Here is a 24,601-nt window from a genome sequence, read left to right on the forward strand (position 1 = left end):
ACACCGAACGGCCGGCACGTGGAGCACCTGGTCCCGTTCTGCTTCTCCACCGCCTGGGTGCGGATCACTTCTGGACGCAGATCTCTTCGCGGGAGTCCGCGAGAATGAGGAGAGGGACGTGGGAAAGCGAAATGTGCTGACGAGGTCGGCGCGGTGGAGTGCGACCCACCCGTGGTGGGCGCTGGTGATCTGGGTCGTCTTCGTGGTGGTCGCGCTGGCCGTCGGCGGCAGCACCGGAACGAAGGTCGCCACCAACACGGACCTCTCGATCGGGCAGTCCGCGCAGGCCACCGCGATCGCCAGGAGCGGTGGTCTGGCGCAGCCTCCCACCGAGGCCCTGCTGGTGACCGCCCTCCACGGTGAGCTCGACCGGCAGGCCGCCGACCGTGCCGCCACGGACGCGGCGAGCCGGCTCAAGGGCCTGCCCGACGTGGCCTCCACGGGTGAGCAGGTGCCGGCCTCGAACGGGCAGGCGCTGCTGGTGCCGGTGGTCATGACCGGCGACCAGGACACCGCTCCGGACCGGGTGCAGCCGCTGGTCGACGCGGTGCGGGCCGCGCAGCGCGACAATCCCGCGGTGCGGGTCGAACTGGTCGGCCCCGACACCGTCCGGGCCGCCCTCAACACGATGCTGGGCGAGCAGGTGCAGCAGGCGACCGTGCTGAGCCTGCCGATCACCCTGCTGGTGATGATGTTCGTCTGCGGCGCCATCGTCGCGGCCGGCGTCCCCGTGGTGCTCGGCCTGTCCGCGGTGCTGGCCGGCCTCGGCCTGTGGGGCGCCGCCTCCCAACTCGTCCCGGACCCCGGTGCGGTGAGCGAACTCATCGTGCTGATGGGCATGGCCGTGGGCGTGGACTACTCGCTGTTCTACCTCAAGCGCTTCCGTGAGGAGCGTGCGCGGGGCCTGGGCAAGGTCGACTCCGTGGAGCTGGCCGCCGCCACCTCCGGCCACTCCGTGGTGGTCTCCGGCACCGTCGTGATGCTCTCCATGGCGGCCCTCTACCTGGGCGGGAACCTGGCCTTCACGGCGATGGCGACCGGCAGCATCCTGGTGGTGGCCATCGCGATGTCCGCCTCGCTCACCGTGCTGCCGGCCCTGCTGGTGCTGTTCGGCAGGGCGCTGGAGCGGCCGCGGGTGCCGCTGATCTGGCGGCTGCAGGGCCGCGGGGACCGCGGCAGGGTGTGGTCGGCGCTGCTCCGGCCGGCGCTGCGGCACCCGCTGATCAGCCTGCTGCTGTCCGCCGTGGCACTGCTGGCGCTGGCGGCTCCCGCCCTCAACCTGAAGCTGAAGGCGACGGGCGTGGACGACCTGCCCCGGAGCATGCCCGCCATGCAGGCCGAGGCGCGGCTGACGCAGTTCTTCCCGATCCAGTCCGACACCCAGCTGGTGGTGGCCCAGGTGCCGGAGGCCGGCGTCGGACAGCTCCGCACCGCGCTCGAGACCCTGGTGCAACGCACCGGCCAGGACCCGCTGTTCACCTCCACCCCGGCTCCCGAGATCATCACCTCGCACGGCGGCCAGTACGCCTCCGTCGGCATCGGCACCCGCCTCAGCAGCGGTTCCGCGGAGGCCAGGGAGTCCCTCAGCCGGCTGCGGAACGACCTGGTGCCCGCCACGGTGGGACAGGTGCCCGGCGTGAAGTGGGCGGTCGGCGGCAGCGACGTGGCCTACGACGTGGACTACCGGGCCCAGGTGGTGGACAAGATGCCGTGGGTCCTGGGCTTCGCCCTGGCCCTGACCTTCGTGGTCACGGCGCTGGCGTTCCGGTCGATCGTGCTGGCCGTGGTGACGGTCGTGCTCAACGTGCTCTCCGCGGCGGCCTCGTTCGGCGTGCTGGAGCTGGTCTTCCAGCACACCTGGGCCGACGGGCTGCTGCACTTCCAGTCCACGGGCAAGGTGGTGGCCTGGCTGCCGCTCACCCTGTTCGTCATCCTGCTCGGGCTGTCGATGGACTACCACGTGTTCGTCGTCGGCCGGATCCGTGAGGCGGCCGCCTCCGGGCTGTCCGTCCGGGCGGCCGTCGAGCAGGGCATCACCCGCTCCGCGGGCGTGGTCACCGGCGCCGCCCTGGTGATGATCTCGGTGTTCGCCCTGTTCGCCTCGCTGACCTTCATCGAGATGAAGCAGCTGGGCGTGGGCATGGCCTGCGCCGTGCTGCTGGACGCGACGCTGATCCGGATCGTGGTGCTGCCCTCGGTGATCGCCCTGCTGGGCCGGTGGGTCTGGTGGCCGGCCCGGCTGGGGCGGCGGCCCGAGGCCCCGGCCGGCCCGGTCGCGGGAGACGGCGAGCCGGTCGGCGCCTCCGCCCTGGCGACCGCGGGGGAATCGGTGTGAAACCTCGCGTGGGGCGGGTACCGGACCTGGTCCGGCACCCGCCCCACGTGCGGTCAGCGCGACAGCGACGCATCCTGACTGATGATCGCCTGGTAGAGCCGCTGCAGTTGACGGCTGGGCAACAGCCCCATCTCGTCGTCCAGTTGCTTGCGCGTGCGGTGGAAGGTGGCGATCGCCTCGGACTGCCGGCCGGTCCGGTACAGCGCGAGCATCAGCTGCTCGCTGAACCGCTCCCGCTCGGGGTGTTCGGCGTGCAACTGCTTCAGCTCCGGTACGACCGCCCCGGCCTCGCCGGCCTCCAGCTGGGCGGAGATCAGATCCTCCTGGACGAGCCTGCGCTGTTCGTCGAGGCGCAGTGCGGCGGCACGGCAGCGCTGCCCGTCGCCGACGTCGACCAGCGCCGGTCCGTACCACATGGCGAGCGCGCCGCGGAGCAGCTCGGCGGCCTTCTGCGGCGACCGTCCGATCAGGCCGCGGCCCTCCGCGGCCTGCCGCAGGAAGCGGTCGGCGTCGAGCTGGTCCGCGGGCATGTCCAGCACGTAGCCGTTGCCGACGGTGCGGACGACGCCCTGGTCGGTCGGGTCCAGTTCGATGCGCCCGAGCGATCTTCTCATCCGGGCCACAATGCCCTGGAGTGAGTTTCTCGTGTTCTTGAGCGGGGCCTCCCCCCACAGTTCGTCAATGAGTTCGTCGAAACTGACCACCTGGCCCGCGCGCAGGGCCAGCACGGCCAGCGCAGTGCGGACCTTCTTGGCATCCAAAGCGGCAGATCCGATTCCGCTTGCGGCGCGCAGCGGTCCCAGCATTGTGATGTACATGAAATTCCCCCGTGTCCCAGTGGCACCTCTGGAGGGGCCGAATCAATGGGCGGCCTGACGCCCGAACATTACAGCCGAAATCAGATGGGACGCCAAGGCACCTGTGCGATTTCCATGGCGCGCGGAGCAGCGCGGGGGTGCCCTGTCCCGCCGGCGGGACAGGGCGGGGCGGCCGCCACCACGACAGCAAAGGGCGTATGGGGCCGTATGGCCGCTTTTAGGCACGTCTACTGGTGAGTATTCACGGCGGCGGTCGACTTCACCGGCGCCGATCGAGGGCGATTGGCCGGTCCGGGGGAAAAGCCACGGCCATTCCAAGATCGTGGATCTTGGAATGCCGGCATTCGCCCCGCCAATCGGTGAACGGGAACATGCGATAGCGGAAACTGCCTGGTGGAGAGCCGGGCTTACGATGGGCGGGGAAGCGAAATTGACTGCAATCGAGAAATGGAACGCGAGCTCCCGGATCCTGATGACGAAGGTGGGACTGCGGGTTCCCGGGGCGGTGTCGTTCGAGGACTGGGAGCGGGCCGGCGTCGGCCTCGCGCGAATGGCCGACTCCTCCGCCTGGTGCCTCGGCGACTGGGTGCTCTTCGGCCGTAACCGTTTTCCCGATCGCTACCGGCGGGCCATGGAGGCGGCGGGGCTGGACTACCAGACCATCCGCAACTACGTCTGGGTGGCCCGGCGGTTCGAGCCGCCACGGCGCCGGGAAGGCCTCAGCTTCGGGCACCACGCCGAGGTGGCCGCCCTCCCGGACTACGAGCAGGACCTCTGGATGGCCCTCGCCGAGTACCACCAGTGGTCGAGGAACCGGCTGCGTTCGGAGATCAAGGGCGGTCGCCAGGCCGCTCCCGAACCGCGCGAGACGGCTTCGCTGCCCCGGATGGTGGTGGACCGCGACCGCCTGGGCCAGTGGCAGCGGGCGGCCGAGCGCTCCCAGGTGACGCTGGGGGAATGGGTGGCCCGCCAACTCGACTCGGCCGCGGCGGAGTCGCTGGGACAGCCGGATGCCGGGGCGGACGGAGCCCCCGGCCCCGGCCCCTCGGCGCGGTCCGAGCGTCGATGACCGAACGCCCCCCTGAGCGGAGGCGGTTCCCGTCACCCGTGCCGGTGTGATCCTCCGAGGAACACGCCACGCACCCGGTGGGGGCACCGCCTCCGGGCGCGCCGACGGCGGACGTCCGGGCCGCCCCGAGGCCCCGGCGACGCCGCGTCAGCACCGTGTCAGCGCCCGGTCAGAGCCTGGATGGAAGCTCGAGGCTGTCGACGTCACGACGTACCGCCGACGGCCGGGAGCTTGCCATGCCTGTCATATCTGCGCCGCACGAATTCGACGTCAGCGATCTGTTCGTCGATCTGCATCCGATCTTCGCCCGACAGCTCTACCTCAAGGTGGAGGGGTTCAACTTCGCCGGCTCGATCAAGCTGAAGGCCGCCCGCGAGATCGTGGCCCAGGCCGAGGCGGCAGGTGTCCTCGGCCCAGGATCGACCCTGGTCGAGTCCTCCTCGGGGAACATGGGCGTCGCCCTCAGCATGCTCGCCGCCGACCGCGGTTACCGCTTCGTGTGCGTGACGGACTCCCGCTGCAACGCGGCCACCCGCCGCACCATGAAGGCGTTCGGCGCCGACGTCCACGTCATCACCGAGGCACACCCCACCGAGGGCTACCTCGGCGCCCGGATCCGCTACGTCCAGGAGATGTGCGCCGCCGACGAGAAGGTGGTGTGGCTCAACCAGTACGAGGCGCCGGGCAACTGGATGGCCCACTACCGCACCACCGCGCCCGCCATCGCCGACCGCTTCCCCGGGCTCGACGTGCTGCTGATCGGCGCCGGCACCACCGGCACCCTGATGGGCTGTGCCCGCTACTTCCACGAGCACCGGCCCGACGTGCGGGTGGTCGCCGTCGACGCGGTCGGCTCCGTCACCTTCGGCGGGGTCCCGGGTCCGCGGCACATCCCCGGTCTCGGTACCAGCATCCGGCCGGCGCTCCTGGACGAGACCTTCGTCGACTCCGTCGTCCACGTCGACGAGGAGGAGACGGTTCGGATCTGCCGCCGACTGGCCGCGCACGGCTACCACTTCGGCGGATCGACCGGGACCGCGGTCGGCGGCGCACTCGCCTGGCTGCGGGAGAACGGCGCCGACCGCCGCACCACGGCCGTCACCATCGCCCCCGACCTGGGCGAGCGCTACCTCGACACCCTCTACGACGACAACTGGGTCCGCGGCACCTTCGGCGACGCGGCGCTGGCCGGCGGCGAGGAGCGGAACGAAGGGCGGGCAGCGCGTTGACCGTGTCCCCTGGCGGCAACCTGCCGCTCACCGCGGCGCAGTCCGAGATCTGGTACGACGAGCAGTTCACGACCGGGCCGCTCGGCTACGCCATGGGCGACTACATCGACCTGCGCGGCCCCCTCGACCCGGCGCTGCTGGAACGCGCCCTGCGACGGCTGTCGGTGGAGGCCGAGGGCCTGCGGGTGCGCTTCACCGAGCACGACGGGGTGGTCGGCCAGTCCGTCGCACCGCCGGCGGACGGCTCCCTCACGCTGGTCGACCTCGGCGCCGAACCGGATCCGGTGGCGGCCTCCGAGGCGTGGATGCTCCGCGACCTCGACCTGCCGATGAAGGCCGCCGAACCGCCGCTGCTGCGCAGCGCGCTGCTGCGCCTCGGTGCCGAGCACCACCGGCTCTACCTGTGCATGCACCACATCCTGTCCGACGGGTACAGCCGCAACCTGGTCCACCCGCGCCTCGCGGCGATCTACCGCCACCTCGCGGCCGGCGGCGACGAGGCGGGTCTCGCCCCGTCGGCGCCGCCGCCGTTCCGGCTGCTGCTGGACGCGGAGGCCGCCTACCGGGAGTCGCCGCGCCTCGCCAAGGACCGCGCCTACTGGACCACCCGGCTCACCACCGGCTCGCCCGAGCCGTCCTCGCTCTCCACCCGCGAACCCGCCCCCGGCCTCGTCGCCCTGCGCCGCACCGAGGTGCTGGACGCCGCCGACGCGGACCGGCTGCGCACCGCCGCCAGCGGGGCCGGGGCCACCCCGGCCGTCCTGGTGGCCGCGGCGATGGCCGCCTACGTGCAGCGGATGACCGGCCTGGAGGAGCCGCTGCTCACCCTGCCGGTCACCGCCCGGGTCGGTGCGGCCGCCCGCGGCGTCCCCGGGATGGTCGCCAACTACCTCCCGCTGGCCGTACCGGTCCGCCACGGCGCGACCCGCGACGAACTGCTGCGCGCCGCCTGGGTCGAGATCGCCAACGCGCTGCGGCACCAGCGCTACCGGGGCGAGCGGATCCGCCGCGACCTCGGCCTGCGCACGGACGACCGGCGCCCGTTCGGGCCCTTCGTCAACGTCCTGGACCAGGAACCGGTGCTGGAGTTCGGCGCGTGCCGCGGCCAGGTGGTGAACCTGTCCACCGGCATCGTCAACGACCTGATCCTGACCGTCCTCAACACCGGCGACGGCTCCCTGGAACTGCACCTGGACGGCAACAGCGAGCTGTACGACGGCGACGAACTGGCCGCGCACGCCGCCCGGTTCGGGGCCTTCCTGCGCGCCTTCGCGAGCTGCCCGCCCGACACGGTCGTCGACCGCCTGGACGTGGTCCTGCCCGGGGAGCCGGGCGGGCTGCTCACCGGCCCCGCCGCCGGGGCCACCCGGGAGGACACGATCGCCCTGGTGCGGGCCGCCGCCGCCCGTACGCCCGACGCCGTCGCCGTGGTCGACGGCGCCCGCCGGCTGACCCACGCCGAACTGCTGCGCCGCGTCGAAGGCGTGGCCGCCCGGCTGCGGGCCGCGGGCTGCGGCCTCGACACCGTGGTCGCCCTGCTGACCCGGCCCGGCGCGGGCTACCTCGCCGCGATCCTCGCCGTTCAGACGGTGGGGGCGGCCTGGCTGCCGCTGGAGGTCGCCGCGCCCGCCACCCGCACCGCCTCGCTGCTGGGCGACGCCGGGGTCACGGTGCTGCTCACCGGCGACGGCTTCGACGAGCAGGGCAGGGAGGCCGCCGAACTGGCCGGAGGCGTCCCGGTCCTGCCGCTGGAACTGGCCTCGGACGGCCGGGCGGCGCAGGTCCCGGCCGTGCCCCCGGTCGGATCGGGCCAGGATCTCGCCTACGTGATGTTCACCTCGGGCTCCACCGGCCGCCCCAAGGGCGCGATGGTGCACCGGGACGGCATGCTGAACCACCTGCGGGCCAAGGTCGACGACCTGGCGCTGCGCCCCGGCGAGGGGGTCGTCGCCAACGCCCCGCTCACCTTCGACGTGCACGTCTGGCAGCTGCTGTCGCCGCTGCTGGTCGGCGGGTGCACCGTGGTCGCCGACCCGGAGACGGCCGCCGACCCCGACGCCCTGTTCGCCCTGGCCGTCGACGAGGACGTCGCCGTGCTGGAGGTGGTTCCCTCCCTGCTGCGCGCCGCGCTCGACCTGTGGGGCGCCCGTGGGGAGGCACCCCGGCTTCCGGGCCTGCGCCGGTTGATGGTCACCGGGGAGGCCCTGCCGGCCGACCTGTGCTCCCGCTGGTACGCCCGCTTCCCGGGGATCGGCATGGTCAACGCCTACGGGCCGACGGAGTGCTCCGACGACGTGACGCACGCCTTCGTCACCCCGCAGGACGCGGCCGCCGGGCGGGTGCCGATCGGGCGCCCGGTGCGCGGCACCCGGCTGTACGTGCTCGGGGACGGGCTGCGCCCGATGCCCGTCGGCGTGCCCGGGGAGCTCTGGGTGGGCGGTGTCGGGGTGGGCCGCGGCTACGTGGGCGACCCGGTCCGCACGGCCTCCGTCTTCCCGGCCGACCCGTTCGCCGGCGGCGGCACCCGGATGTACCGCACCGGCGACCGCGTGGTGCTGCGTCCGGACGGACAGCTGGAGTTCGTCGAACGGCGCGACTTCCAGGTGAAGGTCCGCGGCCGGCGCGTCGAGCTGGGCGAGATCGAGGCAGCCGTGCGCGCGGTACCGGGCGTCCTGGACGCCGTCGTGGTCGCGCACGGCTCCGGACTGGCCGGCTACGTGGCCGCCCCGAGCGGCGTCGACGCGGCCCTGCTGCGGGACCGGGTCGGCGCGGTCCTGCCGGCCTGGATGGTGCCGGGCTGGTGGGTCGTCCTGGACGCGCTGCCGCTGACCGCGAACGGCAAGGTCGACCGCAAGGCGCTGCCCGCGCCAGGCGGAAACGTTTCGGCACCGAGCGGCCCGGCCGTGGGCAACGCCATGAACGCCGTGAACGCCACCCCCGCCGACCCGCCGCACGGGCCGCACAACGGTGCCGAGCAGACCCTGGGCACGGTGTTCGCCCAGGTCCTCGGCCTGGCCGGGGTCGGTGCGGACGACGACTTCTTCGCCCTCGGCGGCGACAGCATCCGCGCCATCGAGGTGGTCGGCGCGGCCCGCCGCGCCGGCCTGGTGCTCAGCACCCGCGACGTCTTCACCGGGCGCACCGCCCGCGTCCTCGCCCGGATCGCCCGACCGGCCACCGGCGCCGGGCGGGACGGCGGGCAGGTGGAGCCGGTGGGCGTCCTCGACCTCACCCCCATCGCCGCCCGCCTCCAGGAGGACACCGGCTCGACGACCGGCCCCGCCGCCGCCTTCAGCCAGCACATCGCCGTCCGGGTGCCCGCCGGGCTGGACGCCGACCGGTTGACCGCCGCGCTGCGGTCCCTGATCGACCACCACGACGCCCTCAGGACGCGGCTCACCGAACCGGCCCCCGGCCTGTGGCAGACGGAGGTGCTCCCGCGCGGCGCGGTCCCCGCCGACGACGGCCTGGTCCTCACCCTGCCGGACGAGCGGCCGCCCGCGGACCGGTCGGCGCTGCTCCGGCTGATCGACCAGCAGGCCGCGGCCGCCCGCAGCCGGCTCGACCCCGCGGCCGCCCGGATGGTCCGCGCCGTCCTGATCCCCGGCCCCGCGGCGGAGCCGGACGAGCAGGTCCTGCTCCTGGTCGGGCACCACCTGGCCGTCGACGGAGTGTCCTGGCGCATCCTGCTGACCGACCTGTCCGCCGCCTGCGCCGCCCTCGCCGAGGGACGCCGGCCCGAGCCCCAGGCGGTCGGCACGTCCTTCCGGGCCTGGAGCAGGCTGCTGACCGACCGGGCCCGCACCGAGCTGCGCGGCGCCGAACTGGCCGTGTGGCAGCGCATCCTGACCGGCCCCGACCCGCTGCTCGGCCCCCGCCGGCTGGACCCGGCGCGGGACGTCAGGGCCACCGCCGGCACCCTGCGCACCGAGCTCCCGCCCGAGGTCACCGGGCTGCTGCTGAGCACCGTCCCCGCGGCGCTGAGGGCCGAGGTCAACGACGTCCTGCTGACCGCCCTGGCGGTCGCCGTCGCCGAGTGGCGGCACCGGCACCGCGGCGACGGCACGAGCGCCACGCTGATCGAACTGGAGGGCCACGGCCGCGAGGAGATCGCGGACGGCCTGGACCTGTCCCGCACCGTCGGCTGGTTCACCAGCATCCACCCGGTCCGGCTCGACCCGGGCCCCCGGCCCCACGAGGCACTCGGCCGGGCGGTCAAGCTGGTCAAGGAGCAGCTGCGGGAGGTGCCCGAGCACGGGATCGGCCACGGCCTGCTGCGCCACCTCAACCCGCAGGCCGCGCGGCTGCTCTCCCGGTACCCCCGGCCGCAGATCGGCTTCAACTACATGGGCCGCTTCGACGCCCGGGAGGACGTGCTCTGGTCGCCGGTCACCGGGGACGGCATCGTCGGCACCGGCACCCAGCCGGCCATGCCGCTGGAGCACGTCCTCGCGCTCACCCCGGCCACCGAGGACCGCGCCGACGGACCGCACCTGGTCGCCAACTGGACCTACGCCGACGGCATCCTCGACCGGGAGTCCGTCGAGGAACTGGCCGACGCCTGGTTCCGGGCGCTGCGCGCCCTGGCCGAGTACGCCGCGTCGCCGGACGCGGGCGGCGCCACCCCGGCCGACTTCCCGCTGGTCTCCCTCGACCAGGAGGAGATCGAACGGTACGAGGCCGCGCTTGCCGGGTCGAGCCCAGCGCTCGCCCCGGGGCAGGCGCTCTCGGACGTGCTGCCGCTCACCCCGCTGCAGCGCGGGCTGCTGTTCCACCACGAGGCCGAGCAGGACGGGGTGGACGTCTACACCCTGCAGATCGCCGCCGACCTGGAGGGCGAGCTCGATCCCGCGGCGCTGCGGGCCGCGGGCCGGACGCTGCTGCGGCGCCACCCGGCGCTGCGGGCCGCCTTCCTCCACCGCGCCTCCGGGGACCCCGTCCAGCTGATCCCATCGGACGCCGAACTCCCTTGGCAGGAAGTCGACCTGACGCGCATCCCGGAGTCGGAGCGGGCGGCCGAGACGGAGCGCCTGACCGACGAGGAGCGCATCCGCCGGTTCGACCTGGCGGCCCCGCCGCTGCTGCGCTTCACCCTGCTCAGGACCGGGCCGCAGCGGTACCGGTTCCTGTGGACCAGCCACCACCTGCTGGTCGACGGCTGGTCGATGCCGATCCTGGTCGAGGAGCTGCTCGCCCTGCTCGCCGAGTACAGCGAGGGCGGCGAGTACAGCGAGGGCGGCGAGGGCGCCACCGTCACCGAGAAGGCCGAGCTGCCGGGGCCCGCCCCGCACCGCCGGTACCACGCCTGGCTCGCCGCCCGCGACCGCGAGGCGGCGCGCGAGGCCTGGCGGCGCTCGCTCGCCGAGCTCCCCGGCCCGACCCTGGTCGCCCCGGCCGCGGACGCGGCGGCGCTCTCCCTCCCGGAGTCGCTGCACCTCGACCTCGACCCGGAGCTCACCGCCCGGCTCCTCGCCACCTCCCGCACCGCCGGCCTGACCGTCAACACCGTGGTGCAGGGCTGCTGGGCCCTGCTGCTCGGCGAACTGACCGGCTCCCAGGACGTGGTGTTCGGCGCGATCACGGCCGGCCGGCCCGCGGAGGTCCCCGGGATCGAGTCGATGGTGGGCATGTTCCTCACCACCGTCCCGGTACGGGTCCGGCTGCACCCCGACGCCACGCTCGGCGGCCTGCTGCGCACCCTGCAGGACGAGCGCGCCGAGCTCCTGCCGCACGAGCACCTCGGGCTGGCCGAGATCCACCGGGCCGCCGGGCTCGTCGGCGAGGCCTTCGACACCGTGCTGCTGTTCGAGAACTTCCCGATCGGCTCCGGAGCGGCCTCGGGCGGCGCCGGAACGGAGCGGGTGCGGGTGCTGCGCGCCGAGGCCCGCGACGCCCGGCACCACCCACTGAGCATGGCGGTGCTGCCGGACGGCGACCGGCTGCGGCTGCGGCTGGACTACCTGCCCGCCGCCTTCCGGCCCGACCGGGTGGCCGCGGTCGGGCAGCGGTTCACCGCGCTGCTGCACCTCGCCGCCACCGCCCCCGGCACCACGCTGGCCCGCACGGGCGCGCCGCTGCGGCCGCGGGCCGGGGCGGCGGCCGCCCCGGCGCCGGCTGCCGCCCCGGACGGCCCCGCCGCCGCGCCGCGCGCGCCCCGGACCGCCCGCGAGGAGGCCCTGTGCGCCGTCTTCGCGCAGGTGCTGGGCGTCGAACGGGTGGGCGCGGACGACGACTTCTTCACCCTCGGCGGCGACAGCATCCGGGCGATCCAGGTGGTCAGCCGGGCGCACCTCGAAGGCCTGGTGTTCGCCGTGCGGGACGTCTTCGCCGGCCGGACGGTCGCGGCCCTGGCCGAGGTCGCCGAGGCGCACCGGCCCGAGCCGCCCGCCGCGCCGCAGGAGCCCCTGCTGGCCCTCGACGACGACGAACTGGCCCTGATGGAGAACGACTTGAACGAGGACATGCTGTGACGGGCAAGCCGAGGATCGTCGAAGCACTGCCGCTCTCCCCGCTCCAGCAGGGGCTGCACTACCTCGCCGCCGAGGGAAGCGGACCCGACCCGTACGTCCTCCAGCTGTCGGTGCGGGTCGAGGGCGAGCTGCCCGTCGACCGCCTCCGGGAGGCGGCGGCGGCGCTGCTGGGCCGCCACCCGCACCTGCGGAGCTGCTTCCGGCCCCGCCGCAACGGCGAGATCGTCCAGGTGGTCCTGGACGAGGGCTCGGTCCACGTCCCCTGGCGGGAGGTGGACCTGGCGGGCCTCCCGTACCGCTGGCGCCGCGCCGAGTCCGACCGGATCGCCGACGAGGACCGGCTGGAGCGCTTCGACCCGGCCCGGCCGCCGCTGATGCGGTTCACCGCGATCCGGCTCGGCCGGCGCCGCCACCGGCTGCTGTGGTCGGTGCACCACCTGCTGCTGGACGGCTGGTCGATGCCGCTCGCCGCGCGGGAGCTGCTCGCCCTGGCGGGCCTCGCCGGGGCCGAGCCGCTGCCCGAGCCCGCCCCGTACCGGACGTACCTGCGCTGGCTGGCGGGGCAGGACCGGGAGGCCGCCCGCGCCGCCTGGGCCGAGACCCTGGCGGGCCTCGACGGCCCGCTGCGCCTCGCGCCGCACTCCGTCGGACCGGACGCCGGGGCGCTGCCCGAGGTCCGCTCGGCCGCCCTCTCCCCCGCGCTCACCCGGGCGCTCTCCTCCTGGTGCGCGGCCGAGGGCGTCACCCTCAACTCGGCCGTGCAGGCCTGCTGGGCGGTGGCGATCGGCTACCTGTCCGGCCGCCGGGACGTGGTCTTCGGCACCGTCACCTCCGGCCGTCCGGCCGAGCTGCCGGGCGTCGAGACGATGATCGGGCTGTTCGCCAACACGGTGCCGGTGCGCGCCGAGCTGCGCCCCGACCGGACCGTCGCCGAGCTGGTCCGCGCCCTGGCCCGGCAGCAGGTGCACCTGCTGCCGCACACCCACCTGCCGCTCGCCGAGGTGCAGGCCGCGGCCGGCCTGCGCGGCGAACTGTTCGACACCGCGGTCGCCTTCCAGAGCTACCCCATGGCGCGGACGGCGCCCTCCGACGACCGCGGCCTGGTGCTCGACGACATCCGGGTGCGCACCGCCACCCACTTCGCGCTGGGCCTGACCGTGACCCCGGGCGACGGGCTCGACCTCTCCCTCGCCCACGCGCCCGGCGCGTTCGACGGCGACGGCGCCCGCACGGCCGCCCGCGCGCTCGACCTGTTCGTCGACGCCCTGGAGCGGACGGCCGCGGCCCCCGACACCCCGCTGGCCCGGATCGTCGGCGGCGGCGAGGCTCCCGAGGGGCCGGGCGCCGGCCCCGACCTGCGCGACGACCGCACCCGCGGCGCCACCCTGCACGAGCTGTTCCGGGGGCACGCGGAGCGGAACCCCGGGGCACCCGCCCTGATCGTCCCGGACGAGGACCGGCCGGACGACCCGGCCGCGGCGCGCACCCTGGACTACGGGCAGCTCGACACCGCCTCGGACCGGCTGGCCGAGCGGCTGGCGGCGTCCGGCGCGCGCCCCGGCACCTTCGTGGCCCTGGCCCTGCCGCGCGGCGCCGACATGATCGTCGCGCTGCTCGCGGTGCTCAAGGCCGGGGCCGCGTACCTGCCGGTCGACCTGGCCTATCCGCCCGAGCGGATCGCCTACATGCTCGCCGACGCGGCCCCCGCGCTGGTGGTCACCACCTCGGCGACCCGGCTGCCGGACGGCTGCGCCGCGCCGCGCGTCGACCTCGACCTGCCGCACTCCCGGCCGGCGCCGGCCCCGGGGGCCCCGGTGCGCCCGACCGTCGCCGCACCGGGCAGCCCCGCCTACGTCGTCTACACCTCCGGGTCGACCGGCCGCCCCAAGGGCGTCGTGGTCCCGCACGAGGGTGCCGTCAACCTGGCCGCCCACCACGCCGCCCGGCTGGGCGCGGGGCCGGGGGCCAGGGCGCTGCAGTTCGCGTCGTTCAGCTTCGACGCCACGGTGTGGGAGCTGTGCGCCTCGCTCTACACCGGCGGCGCCCTGGTGCTGGCCACGGCGGAGAGCCGGATGTCCGGGGAGGCGCTGGCCCGCCTGTTCCTCGCGCACCGGATCAACCACGCGGTGCTGCCGCCGACCGTCCTGGCCGGCCTGCCCGGGGAAGCCGAACTGCCGTCCGACCTACGCCTGTTCACCGCCGGTGAGGCGCTTCCCGCGGCCCTGGCCGAACGCTGGTCGGCCCGCGTCGAGCTGCGCAACGCCTACGGGCCGAGCGAGACCTCGGTCTGCGCGAGCGTCAGCGAACCGCTGCACGGCGCGGGCAGGCCGCCGATCGGCTCACCGGTCTCGGCCTTCCGGCTGTTCGTCCTCGACTCGGCCCTGCGGCCGGTGCCGACCGGTGTGGCCGGCGAGTTGTACGTGGCCGGCCCCGGGCTGGCCGGCGGCTACCACGACCGTCCCGGCCTGACCGCCGCCCGGTTCACCGCCTGCCCGTTCGGGCCGCCCGGCGCCCGGATGTACCGCACCGGCGACGTGGTGCGCCGGCTGGAGGACGGCGCGCTGGACTACGTCGGCCGCGCCGACCAGCAGGTCAAGCTGCGCGGCTTCCGCATCGAGCCGGGCGAGATCGAGGCCGTGCTCGGGAGCCACCCGTCCGTCGCCCAGGTCGCGGTGACGGTCCGGGAGGACCGGCCCGGGGACCGCCGCCTGGTCGGCTACGCGGTGCCCTCCGGCCGCGCCGGGCTGGACGTGGAGGAGCTGCGGGCGCACGCCGCCGCGGCCCTCCCGGCCCACATGGTGCCCGCCGCCCTGGTCGTGCTCGCGGCGCTGCCGGTCACCCCGAACGGCAAGGTGGACGTCCGGGCGCTGCCCGCCCCCGAACACACCGCCGCCGGCCGACCGCCCGGGACCGCCCAGGAGCGGGAGCTGTGCGCGATCCTCGGCGAGGTGCTCGGCCTCGACCCGGTCGGCGCGGACGACGACTTCTTCGCCCTCGGCGGGCACTCGCTGCTGGCCGCGCGGGTGGCCAACCTGGTGCGGGCCAGGCTCGGGAGCCCGCTGTCGGTGCGGGAGGTGTTCGAGGCCCCCAGCGCCGCCGCCCTGGCCGCCCTGCTGGCCGCCCACCCGGACCGCTCCGACGCGGACGGCGCGGAGCCCCGCACGCTCCCCGAACTCGTCGCCGGGAAGCGGCCGGCGTCCGTCCCGCTCTCCCACGCGCAGGAGCGGCTGTGGTTCCTGCAGCGGCTCGGGGTGCCCGACGGGCTGTACGCCGTCCCCTTCGCGGTGCGGATGCGCGGGGCACTGGACGCCGACGCGCTGCGGGCGGCGCTGCGCGACCTGGTCGCCCGCCACGAGTCCCTGCGGACCGTCTTCCCGGCCGTCGACGGCGACGGCACCGGCGCCGAGCAGCGCGTGCTCGCCCCGGAGGCCGTCGACCTGCCGCTTCCCCTCGTGGACTGCACCGAGGAGGAGCTGTCGCGGGCGCTCGCCGCCGAGGCCGCCCGCGGCTTCGACCTCGCCGCCCGCCCCCCGCTGCGGGCCACGCTGTTCGCCCTGGCGCCCGACGACCACGTGTTCGCGCTGGTGCTGCACCACATCGCAGCCGACGGCTGGTCCCTCGGGCCGCTGGCGAACGACCTGGCCGAGGCGTACCGGTCCCGGCTCGCCGGACGGCCTCCCGCCTTCACCCGACTCCCCGTCCAGTACGCCGACTTCACGCTGTGGCAGCGGCAGCTGCTCGGCTCGGACCAGGACCCGCACAGCGAGCTGTCCCGCCAACTCGCCCACTGGAGGCGGGCACTGGACGGACTGCCGGTCGAGATCGGGCTGCCCTTCGACCGGCCCCGGCAGGCCCTCGCCACCCACCGGGGCGGCACGGTGCACCTACCCCTGCCCGCCGAACTCGTCCGCGCGCTAAGGGCGTTCGCCCGCGACTGCGGCACCAGCCTGTTCATGGTGGCGCAGGCCGGGCTCGCGGCCCTGCTCACCCGCTACGGCGCCGGCACCGACATCCCCCTCGGCAGCCCGGTGGCGGGGCGCGGCGACGCCCGACTGCACGGCCTGGTCGGCATGTTCGTCAACACCCTGGTGCTGCGCACCGACACCTCCGGCGATCCTTCGTTCTCCGAACTCCTCTCCAGGGTCAGGGAGTTCGACCTGGCCGCCTACGAGAACCAGGACCTGCCGTTCGAGCGCCTGGTGGAGGCGCTCAATCCGGAGCGGTCGCTGTCCCGCAATCCGCTGTTCCAGGTCATCCTGGACTGCCGGGACGCCGATCCCGTCCCCGACACCGGCCCGGACCTCACGATGGAGCCGGTACCGACCGCGGGCAGCACCGCCAAGTGGGACCTGTTCGTCCAGCTGACCGCGGGCCCCGAGGCCGACCGGATGGACCTGGCGGTCGAGTACGCGAGCGACCTGTTCGAGGAGCGCACCGTGCGGCGCCTCGCCGCCGCGCTGCTGCGGCTGCTGGCCTCGGCCACCGACGCGCCCACCCGCCCGCTCTCCCACCTGGAGGTCCTCACCCCCGAGGCGCGCAGCGACCTGCGCGCCCTGGGGCAGGGCCCCGTGGACACGCCCCGCACCACGGTCACCGCCCTGTTCGACGCCCACCTGGACACCGCGCCCGAGGCAACCGCGCTGCTGTTCGCCACCGGAACCGGGACCGGCCTCGACGGCGCCATGACGTACCGCCGCCTCGACGCCGCCGCCAACCGGACCGCCCGCCATCTGGCGTCCCGCGGCGTCGGCCGGGGCGACATCGTGGCGCTGTGCCTGGAACGCGGGCCGGACGCGGTCGTCGCCATGCTGGCGGCGGCAAGGCTCGGTGCCGCCTACCTGCCGCTCGACCCGGCCTACCCGGCCGCCCGGCTGCGGCACATGGTCACCGACAGCGGCGCCCGGGTGCTGCTCACCCAGCAGTCCCTGGCCGCCGAGGCGGCGGGCGCCGACCCGGAGGGCGGCTGCGCGGTCGTCCGCCTGGACGACCCACGCACCCGCCGGGAGATCGACGCCCTCCCCGGTACCGCGCCGGAGGGCGGGCCCGACCCGGACGACCTGCTCTACGTCATCTACACCTCCGGCTCGACCGGCACCCCCAAGGGCGTCGGCGTCTCCCACCGGGCCACCGCCCGGCTGGTGCGCGGCATGCCCGCGCTGGGCTTCGCCCGCGCGGACACCTTCCTGTGGAACGCCTCGCCGGCCTTCGACGCCTCGGTGTTCGAGGTGTGGACGGCCCTGGCGCACGGCGCCCGGCTGGCGGTGAACCCGCCGGGGCCGACCGACCCCGGACGGCTCGGCGCACTGCTGCGGGACACCGGCGTCACCGTCTCCCTGCTCACCCCCCGGCTGGTCAACGTCATCGCCGACCTCGACCCGGCCTGCCTCGCCCCGCTGCGGCTGCTGCTCACCGGCGGCGAGGCCGTCTCGGCGGAGCACGTGCGCCGACTGCGCCGGGCACTGCCCGGCACGGCGGTGGTGGACGCCTACGGGCCGACCGAGGCCGCCGTCATCGCCACCGTCCACCAGGTGCACGAGCTGGCGCCCGAGGCCTCCTCCGTCCCCATCGGCCTGCCGATCGGCGACACCTCGGTGTACGTCCTGGACGAGGCCCTGCGCCCCGTCCCGTACGGCGCCGTCGGCGAGCTGTACGTGGCCGGCCCCGGCCTGGCCCGCGGCTACCTCGGCCGCCCCGGGCTGACCGCCGGGCACTTCGTCGCGAACCCGTTCGGCCCGCCCGGCACCCGGATGTACCGCACGGGCGACCTGGTGCGCTGGGACGCGGACGGCCGCCTGGACTTCACGGGCCGCGGCGACCACCAGGTGAAGGTCCGCGGCTACCGCATCGAGACCGGTGAGGTCGAACGGTCCCTGGCCGCGCACCCGTCGGTCGCCCGGGCCGCCGTCACCGTCCGGGACGACGGCTCCGGGGACCGCCTGCTGGTCGCCTACCTGGTGCCCGCGCCGAACGGCCCCGCCCCCGAACCGGCGGACCTCCGGCGGGACCTGGGCCGGACCCTGCCCGCCCACGCCGTCCCCGGCGCGTTCGTGCTCCTCCCTGAGCTGCCGCTGACGCCCAACGGAAAGCTGGACACCGCGGCGCTGCCCGCCCCGGCACCGGCGGACACGGCCCCCGCGCTGCCCCGCACACCGGCCGAGCGCGTGATCTGCGAGGCGGCGGCCGAGGTGCTGGGACTGGCGGCGGTCGGCCCCGACGACGGGTTCTTCGCGCTCGGCGGCGACAGCCTCAAGGCCATCCGCCTGGTGAACGCCGCCGGACGGGCCGGGCTGCGGCTGGACCTCGCCGCCGTCTTCCAGTACCGCACCCTGGCGGAACTGGCCGTGGCGGGCCGCCCCGACGAGTCCGGCCGGCCGGCCGCCGACGACGGCCCGGTCGACCTGCTCGCCCCGCTGCTGCCGATCCGCTCCGGCGGATCCAGGGCGCCGCTGTTCTGCGTGCACGGCGGCCTGGGCTTCGGCCTGCCCTTCGCCGAACTCGCCCGTCACCTCGACCCGGAGCAGCCGGTCCACGCCCTCCAGGCGCCCGGCCTCGCCCGCGAGCAGACCCCGCCGGGGGACCTCGCCGCCGTCGCCGAGGACTACGTCGCCCGGATCCGGACCGTCCGGCCCAGCGGCCCCTACCACCTGCTCGGCTGGTCCTACGGAGGCATCGTGGCGCAGGCGATGGCCGTGCGGCTGCGCGCCGAGGGCGAGGAGGTCGCCTTCCTCGCCAACCTCGACGCCTACCCGGACTCCGCCCCCGAGTCGCGGCCCACGGACGAGGAGTTCCTCACGGACTTCCTCACCGAGGCGGGCCTCGGCGCCGACGTGCTGCCCCGGCCGACCGTCGAGGCCGTCGCGGCCCTGCTCGCCCGGACCGGCGGCCCGCTCGCGGCCTTCGACGAAGCCGCCCTGGCCCGGCTGCTCACGGTCATGCGCGCCAACGTCGACCTGTTCCGCGGCCACACCCCGGAGACCTTCGACGGCGGGATGACCCTGCTGGTCGCCACCGGGTCCCCGGACGGGCAGGACGTACGGATCCGCGCCAAGGCCTGGGAGCGGTACGTGACCGGTGGGGTCGACGTCCACCCGGTGCCCTGCGCCCACGCGGACATGCTGGGCCCGGGCCCGGCCGCCGCGATCGGCCGGTTGGTCGAACACCGGCTGGCCGCCCTGCACTCCCCCGCCGCCACCCACCGCACGACCTCCGACGACCTGGGAGACAACTCATGAGCAACCCCTTCGACAACCCCGAGGGCCGCTTCCTCGTGCTGGTCAACGAGGAGGACCAGCACTCGCTGTGGCCGTCCTTCGCGGACCTGCCGGACGGTTGGACCGTCGCGCTCGCCGAGACCGACCGCGCCGGCGCCGTCGAGCACATCGAGCGGCACTGGACCGACATGCGACCGCTGAGCCTGCGGAACCGGGGCTAACCGGTGGCCACCGACAAGGCGATCCTCGCCGAGGGGCTGAGCAAGCGCTACGCCACCCACACCGCCCTGCACGGCATCGACCTGGCCGTGCCGACCGGGACGGTGCTGGGCGTGCTCGGCCCGAACGGCGCCGGCAAGACCACCACCGTCCGGATCCTCGCCACCCTCCTGCAACCGGACGGAGGCCGTGCCGTGGTGGCCGGACACGACGTCGCCCGCGCCCCCCGCGCGGTGCGCCGCCGCATCGGCCTGGCCGGGCAGTACGCCGCTGTGGACGCGCTGCTGACCGGCCGGGAGAACCTGGTGCTGCTGGGCCGGCTCCTGCGGCTCGGGCGGCGCGGCGCGGCGGCGCGCGCCCAGGAACTGCTCGACCGCTTCGGGCTGCTGGACGCCGCGGAGCGGACGGTCGGCACCTACTCCGGCGGGATGCGCCGCCGGCTCGACCTGGCCGCCTGCGTCGTCGGAGAGCCCGAGGTGCTGTTCCTCGACGAGCCGACCACCGGCCTCGACCCGGTCAGCCGGAACGTGCTGTGGAACGAGGTGCGCGGCCTGGTCGCCGGCGGCGTCACCGTACTGCTGACCACCCAGTACCTGGAGGAGGCGGACGAGCTGGCCGACCGCGTCGTGGTCATCGACACCGGCCGGGTCGTCGCCGAGGGCAGCCCAGACGAGCTGAAGCGCAAGGTCGGCACTGACAGCCTGGAGGTGACCGTGGCCCAGCCCGGACAGCTGCGGGCGGCGGCCGCCGCGCTCGCCGCGCTCGGCGGCCGCGCCCCCACCGTCCACGAGGACGGCTGCCGGGTCACCGTCCCGCTCGAACACGGGCTGGACGACGTCGCGTTGGCCGCCTCCGAACTGCGCGGCCGCGGCATCACCGCCGCGGACTTCCAGGTCCGCAGGCCCTCGCTCGACGACGTGTTCTTCGCCCTCACCGGGGCCGCCGCCCCGACCGGGGCCCCCTCCTCGGAAGGAACCGATCAGCCATGACGGCGCTGGCCGCCTATCTGGCCGACACCGCAGTCCTGACCGGCCGCCACCTGCGCCATCTGCGCCGGTCGCCGGGCAGGCTGCTGCTGGTCACCATGACCCCCGCCGTCATGCTGATCGCCATCGGCTACCTGTTCCGCGACTCGATCGCCATCCCCGGCGTGGCCTCCTACGAGGACTACATCATGGCCGGGATCGCCGCCCAGGTCGCCCTGGCCGGGGTGGGGCCGACCGCCCTGGGCGTGGCCGTCGACCTGCGCGACGGCCTGGTCGACCGCTACCGCTCGCTGCCGATATCGGCCAGCAGCGTGCTCGTCGGCCGCGCCCTGTCGGACATGCTCACCGCGGCGGCCGGGCTGGCGGCCGTCTCCGGTCTCGGCCTCCTGCTCGGCTGGCGCCCGCACGGAGGGCCGGGGCGGATCGCGGCCGGCTTCGCGGTGCTGCTCGCCTTCTCCTTCGTCATGCTGTGGGTCGGCATCCTGCTCGGCACCACCATGCGGAACGTGGAGGCGATCGACGGCACCGGGGCGCTGATCCTGGTCGTGCTCTCCTTCCTGTCCAACGCCTACGTCTCGGTGAGCGGGCTGCCGGGCTGGCTCCGTCCTGCGGCCGAGTGGAACCCGGTCAGTTCCGTCATCACCGTCTGCCGCCACCTGTGGGGCAACGAGCCGACCGGGCCGGCAGCCGCCGGGTTCCCGGCGACCCACCCCGGGATCGTCGTCGCCTTCTCGCTCGGAGTCGTGCTGCTGGCCGTCGTACCCGCCGCGCTGCGCGGATTCCGGCGCGCCGTCGGGCGGTGATCCAACGTCAGCGGGATGTCAGTTGCCAATCATCGGAGCCTCCTAGGTTGGCGTCCGGAACCACCGGGGCCTGAAGCGTCGAGCTCGAAGGAGAACCATGTCCACCGTCACCCCTGAGCACTACACCCGGATCAAGGAGATCGTCGCGAAGCAGATCGGCGTCGAGTCCTCCGCCCTCGGCGACTCGACGCACCTGGTCGACGAGTTGGGCGTGGACTCGCTGAAGCTCATCGACATCCTCAGCGCGATCGAGATGGAGTTCACCATCGTCATCGACATGGAGGAACTGCCCGAGATGGTCGACGTCGAGGCGATCCACCGGGTCACCGCGCGCGCGGCGGGATGGTAGGGAGTCCCTTGTCCACTGCCTCCCGGCCGGCGGCCCGCAGCCGCCGCACCGTCGTTGTCACCGGCATCGGCGTCATCAGCAGCATAGGCACGGGTGCCGACGAGTACGCCGTGGCACTGCGGGAGGGCCGTTCCGGAGCCCGCCCGCTCACCCGGATCGACACCACCGGATTCCTGCGGAAGAACGCCGCCGAGGTCGAGGACTTCGAGCCGGCCCGCTGGATCCGCAACATCCCGCTCGACTACACCGGACGCGCCGGGCACTTCGCCGTCGCCGCGGCCCGCCAGGCCGTCGAGAACGCCGGGCTGACGGACGAGGAGCTCGCGGCCCGGCACGTGCTGATCAGCATCGGCACGACCGACGGCGAGTCCCACGACCTCGGCACCCTGGTCGAGCAGGAGCTGGGGGACGGCGGCCCCGACGCGTTGGACCCGGTGCTGGCCCGGCGCCTGGGCTCGGGCCGGCTGTCCACCGCGGTCGCCCGCGAACTGCGGCTCCGCGACGCGGAGGCGGTCACCCTCACCACGGCCTGCGCGGCCGGCAACTACTCCATCGGCTACGGCCTGGACGTCATCCGCTCCGGCGAGGCCGACATCGCGCTGTGCGGCGGCGCCGACGCCGTGTGCCGCAAGACCTTCGCCACCTTCCAGCGGCTCGGCGCCATCACCCCCGACGTGGTGCGGCCGTTCGACGTGCACCGCAAGGGCATCCTCACCGGCGAGGGCGGCGGCGTCCTGGTGCTGGAGTCCCTGGAGTCCGCCCTCGCCCGCGGTGCCCGCATCTACGCCGAGGTCCTGGGCTACGGGCTCTCCTGCGACGCGCAGCACCCCACCGCGCCCAGCCGGGACGGCGTCGCCCGGGCCATGGAACTCGCCCTGGCCGACGCGGGAGTCAAGAAGGACCAGGTGGACTACATCTCGGCGCACGCCACCGGCACCCGCGCCAACGACGCCGCCGAGGCCGGCGCCATCGTCGACGTCTACGGCGAACACCCGCCCCGCACCGTCGGGTTGAAGTCGATGCTGGGCCACTCGATGGGCGCGGCCAGCGCCCTGGCCGCCGCCGCCTGCGCGCTGTCGATCCACAACGGGTTCATCCCGCCGACGATCAACCACCAGGAGACCGACCCGCAGTGCCCGGTGGACTGCGTCCCCAACCACGCGGTCACGGCTGACGTGCGGATCGTCCAGAACAACTCCAGCGCCTTCGGCGGCAACAACGCCGTCCTGATCCTCGGTTCCCTCAAGGAGCGTGTCTGATGTCCGCGCCCGCGGAAGCAGTACCCGTGCCGGCCGACGGTCTCGTCATCACCGGCTGGTCGGCGGTCTCGGCGCACGGCCTCTCCCGGCGGGACTTCGCCGACGGGGTGCGCTCGGGCCTGGCCGCGGCCCGCACCGAGCCCGACGGCCCGCGACTGCCCCGCCCCGACGCCTGCCTGGTTCCCGACCTCGACCGTCCCGGCCTGCTCGGCCAGGAGTACAGCTACACCCTCGACCGGCTGGCCGTCATGGCCCTGCTCGCCACGGACCAGCTGCTGGCCGACCCGGAGGGCGGGCCCGTACCGCACACCGACGAACGCACCGGCCTGGTCATGGGGACCACCATGGGCGGCAAGGAGACCATGGCCGCGGTCATCCGGGGCTCGCTGACCAACGCGCGGCCCTTCTACGTCGACGTCGGCCTGATCCCGGGCTGCGTGATGAACCACTCCGCCGGGGCCGCCGCGATCCGGCACGACCTGCGCGGCCCCAACGCCACGGTCGGCGGTGGCCGGGTGAGCGGCCTGCTCGCCCTCAACTACGCGCGCCGCCTGCTCGACCAGGGCCGCGCCGACAACTGCCTGGTCGGTTCCGCCGAGGAGTTCGCCCCCACCCAGGCCTGGCTGGAGCGGGCCGCCGGCACCCCGGGGGAGCCCGCCCCGCTGCTCGGCGAGGGCTGTGGGCTGCTGCTGCTGGAACCGGCCGGCGCCGGCCGGCTGCCGCCGCTCGCCGTGGTGTTGGACGTCTCCACCGGCATCGACGTGGACGACGACCCGCGGGCGGCCGTGGCCTCCTGCGCGCGCCGCGCCCTCGACCGGGCGGGCGTCGCGCCGGAGGAGGTGTGGGCCGCCGTCCCCACGGCCGCGCCGACCCCGGAGGGCGCGGCGGAGCACGCCGCGCTGGCCGGGCTGGTGCCGCCGGAGGCACTGGACCGGATCCCGTCGATGGCACTGCTCGGCGACACCGGCGCCGCGTCCGCGACGCTGCAGATCGCGGCGCTGCTCGTGCTCGCCGGGGCCGACCCGACGGCCGCCGGCCGCGTGGCGCTGGTCTCGGCGGTGGACCGGGACGGCACCGTCGCCGTCGCCGTACTGCGACTCCTCGAGGTGACGCCATGACCGCGTTGGTGACCGGAGGCTCGCGGGGCATCGGACGGGCGGTCGTGCTGCGGCTCGCCCGGGACGGCCAGGACGTGGCCTTCTGCTACCGGTCCGACGAGGCCGCCGCCGAGTCGCTCCTGAAGGAGACGGCGGAGCTGGGCACCCGGGTCGTCGCGGCCCGCTGCGACACCACGGACGGTGCCGCCGTACGGGCGTGGGTGCGCGAGGCGGAGCGCGAACTGGGGCCGGTGGACACCGTGGTGGCGTCGGCCGGCATCACCCGGGACCGTCCGCTGGTGCTGATGGGCGACGAGGACTGGCGGCAGGTGCTGAACGTCAACCTGGACGGGGTCTACCACCTGTGCCGGGCGGCGGTGCCCGGCATGGCCAAGCGCGGCCGCGGGTGCGTGGTCAACCTCTCCTCGGTCTCCGGGATCTCCGGCAACGCCGGGCAGGCCAACTACGCCGCCTCCAAGGCCGGGATCATCGCCTTCACCAAGAGCCTGGCGAAGGAACTCGGTCCGCGCGGCGTGCGGGCCAACGCCGTCGCGCCGGGCCTGATCGACACCGACATGGTGGGCGGCGCCTCCGAGGCCGCGATCGGGCGGATCCTGCAGAACGTGCCGCTGCGTCGGCTGGGCCGTCCCGAGGAGGTCGCCGAACTGGTCGGCTTCCTCGCCTCCGACCGTGCGGCCTACGTGACCGGATCGGTGTTCGAGGTGCACGGCGGCCTCACCCTCTGACCCACCCATC

13 protein-coding genes are annotated in these 24,601 nt (G+C 74.9%); 12 read left to right on the forward strand and 1 reads right to left on the reverse strand.

Annotated features, from left to right (window positions below):
* Positions 1 to 118: 118 nt before the first annotated feature.
* The gene (locus tag ACWDBB_RS05840) at positions 119 to 2,335 is read left to right on the forward strand and encodes an MMPL family transporter (RefSeq protein ID WP_449788384.1); all 2,217 of its coding nucleotides are present in this window, start codon (positions 119 to 121) and stop codon (positions 2,333 to 2,335) included.
* Positions 2,336 to 2,388: 53 nt separating this feature from the next.
* Here ACWDBB_RS05840 and ACWDBB_RS05845 read toward each other — a convergent pair whose 3' ends face one another.
* Positions 2,389 to 3,153 carry an AfsR/SARP family transcriptional regulator gene (locus tag ACWDBB_RS05845; RefSeq protein ID WP_449788385.1) on the reverse strand — a complete coding sequence of 255 codons (765 nt, stop codon included), beginning with the start codon at positions 3,151 to 3,153 and terminating at the stop codon, positions 2,389 to 2,391.
* Positions 3,154 to 3,625: 472 nt separating this feature from the next.
* Between ACWDBB_RS05845 and ACWDBB_RS05850 the strand changes: the two genes are divergently transcribed.
* The 11 genes from ACWDBB_RS05850 (at position 3,626) to fabG (ending at position 24,591) form a co-directional block, all read left to right on the forward strand.
* Positions 3,626 to 4,222: an LmbU family transcriptional regulator gene (locus ACWDBB_RS05850; RefSeq protein ID WP_449788386.1), complete on the forward strand. Its 597-nt coding sequence runs from the start codon at positions 3,626 to 3,628 to the stop codon at positions 4,220 to 4,222.
* 236 nt (positions 4,223 to 4,458) lie between these two features.
* Entirely contained in the window at positions 4,459 to 5,451 is a 993-nt protein-coding gene (gene sbnA / locus ACWDBB_RS05855) for a 2,3-diaminopropionate biosynthesis protein SbnA (RefSeq protein WP_449788387.1), read from the forward strand.
* A 2-nt stretch (positions 5,452 to 5,453) separates the two neighbouring features.
* Positions 5,454 to 11,921 (forward strand): amino acid adenylation domain-containing protein, encoded by a 6,468-nt coding sequence (locus ACWDBB_RS05860; protein ID WP_449788532.1) that lies wholly within the window; start codon positions 5,454 to 5,456, stop codon positions 11,919 to 11,921.
* Positions 11,918 to 19,153: an amino acid adenylation domain-containing protein gene (locus ACWDBB_RS05865; protein ID WP_449788388.1), complete on the forward strand. Its 7,236-nt coding sequence runs from the start codon at positions 11,918 to 11,920 to the stop codon at positions 19,151 to 19,153. Before ACWDBB_RS05860 ends, ACWDBB_RS05865 begins: the two co-directional genes overlap by 4 nt.
* A complete protein-coding gene (locus ACWDBB_RS05870; protein WP_392868104.1) occupies positions 19,150 to 19,353 on the forward strand; it encodes an MbtH family protein in 204 nt (67 codons plus the stop codon). Before ACWDBB_RS05865 ends, ACWDBB_RS05870 begins: the two co-directional genes overlap by 4 nt.
* A 3-nt stretch (positions 19,354 to 19,356) precedes the next feature.
* Positions 19,357 to 20,340: an ATP-binding cassette domain-containing protein gene (locus tag ACWDBB_RS05875; protein WP_449788389.1), complete on the forward strand. Its 984-nt coding sequence runs from the start codon at positions 19,357 to 19,359 to the stop codon at positions 20,338 to 20,340.
* A complete protein-coding gene (locus ACWDBB_RS05880) occupies positions 20,337 to 21,140 on the forward strand; it encodes an ABC transporter permease (protein ID WP_449788390.1) in 804 nt (267 codons plus the stop codon). Before ACWDBB_RS05875 ends, ACWDBB_RS05880 begins: the two co-directional genes overlap by 4 nt.
* Before the next feature lie 97 nt (positions 21,141 to 21,237).
* Positions 21,238 to 21,489, forward strand: coding sequence for an acyl carrier protein (locus tag ACWDBB_RS05885; RefSeq protein ID WP_449788391.1), 252 nt, complete (start codon positions 21,238 to 21,240; stop codon positions 21,487 to 21,489).
* Positions 21,483 to 22,748, forward strand: coding sequence for a beta-ketoacyl-[acyl-carrier-protein] synthase family protein (locus ACWDBB_RS05890; protein ID WP_449788392.1), 1,266 nt, complete (start codon positions 21,483 to 21,485; stop codon positions 22,746 to 22,748). Before ACWDBB_RS05885 ends, ACWDBB_RS05890 begins: the two co-directional genes overlap by 7 nt.
* A complete protein-coding gene (locus ACWDBB_RS05895; RefSeq protein ID WP_449788393.1) occupies positions 22,748 to 23,866 on the forward strand; it encodes a beta-ketoacyl synthase N-terminal-like domain-containing protein in 1,119 nt (372 codons plus the stop codon). The genes ACWDBB_RS05890 and ACWDBB_RS05895 overlap by 1 nt, the downstream gene beginning before the upstream one ends.
* The gene (gene fabG, locus ACWDBB_RS05900) at positions 23,863 to 24,591 is read left to right on the forward strand and encodes a 3-oxoacyl-ACP reductase FabG (RefSeq protein ID WP_449788394.1); all 729 of its coding nucleotides are present in this window, start codon (positions 23,863 to 23,865) and stop codon (positions 24,589 to 24,591) included. The genes ACWDBB_RS05895 and fabG overlap by 4 nt, the downstream gene beginning before the upstream one ends.
* Positions 24,592 to 24,601: the final 10 nt, after the last annotated feature.

The sequence above is a fragment of the Kitasatospora sp. NPDC001095 genome, from assembly GCF_053598615.1.

What these genes read in the sequence shown, in the direction of transcription:
- sbnA (WP_449788387.1), top strand. Translation starts at nt 4,459, where the DNA reads ATGCCTGTCATATCTGCGCCGCACGAATTCGACGTCAGCGATCTGTTC.
- ACWDBB_RS05885 (WP_449788391.1), top strand. Translation starts at nt 21,238, where the DNA reads ATGTCCACCGTCACCCCTGAGCACTACACCCGGATCAAGGAGATCGTC.
- ACWDBB_RS05880 (WP_449788390.1), top strand. Translation starts at nt 20,337, where the DNA reads ATGACGGCGCTGGCCGCCTATCTGGCCGACACCGCAGTCCTGACCGGC.
- ACWDBB_RS05895 (WP_449788393.1), top strand. Translation starts at nt 22,748, where the DNA reads ATGTCCGCGCCCGCGGAAGCAGTACCCGTGCCGGCCGACGGTCTCGTC.
- ACWDBB_RS05845 (WP_449788385.1), bottom strand. Translation starts at nt 3,153, where the DNA reads ATGTACATCACAATGCTGGGACCGCTGCGCGCCGCAAGCGGAATCGGA.
- ACWDBB_RS05870 (WP_392868104.1), top strand. Translation starts at nt 19,150, where the DNA reads ATGAGCAACCCCTTCGACAACCCCGAGGGCCGCTTCCTCGTGCTGGTC.
- fabG (WP_449788394.1), top strand. Translation starts at nt 23,863, where the DNA reads ATGACCGCGTTGGTGACCGGAGGCTCGCGGGGCATCGGACGGGCGGTC.
- ACWDBB_RS05850 (WP_449788386.1), top strand. Translation starts at nt 3,626, where the DNA reads ATGACGAAGGTGGGACTGCGGGTTCCCGGGGCGGTGTCGTTCGAGGAC.
- ACWDBB_RS05890 (WP_449788392.1), top strand. Translation starts at nt 21,483, where the DNA reads ATGGTAGGGAGTCCCTTGTCCACTGCCTCCCGGCCGGCGGCCCGCAGC.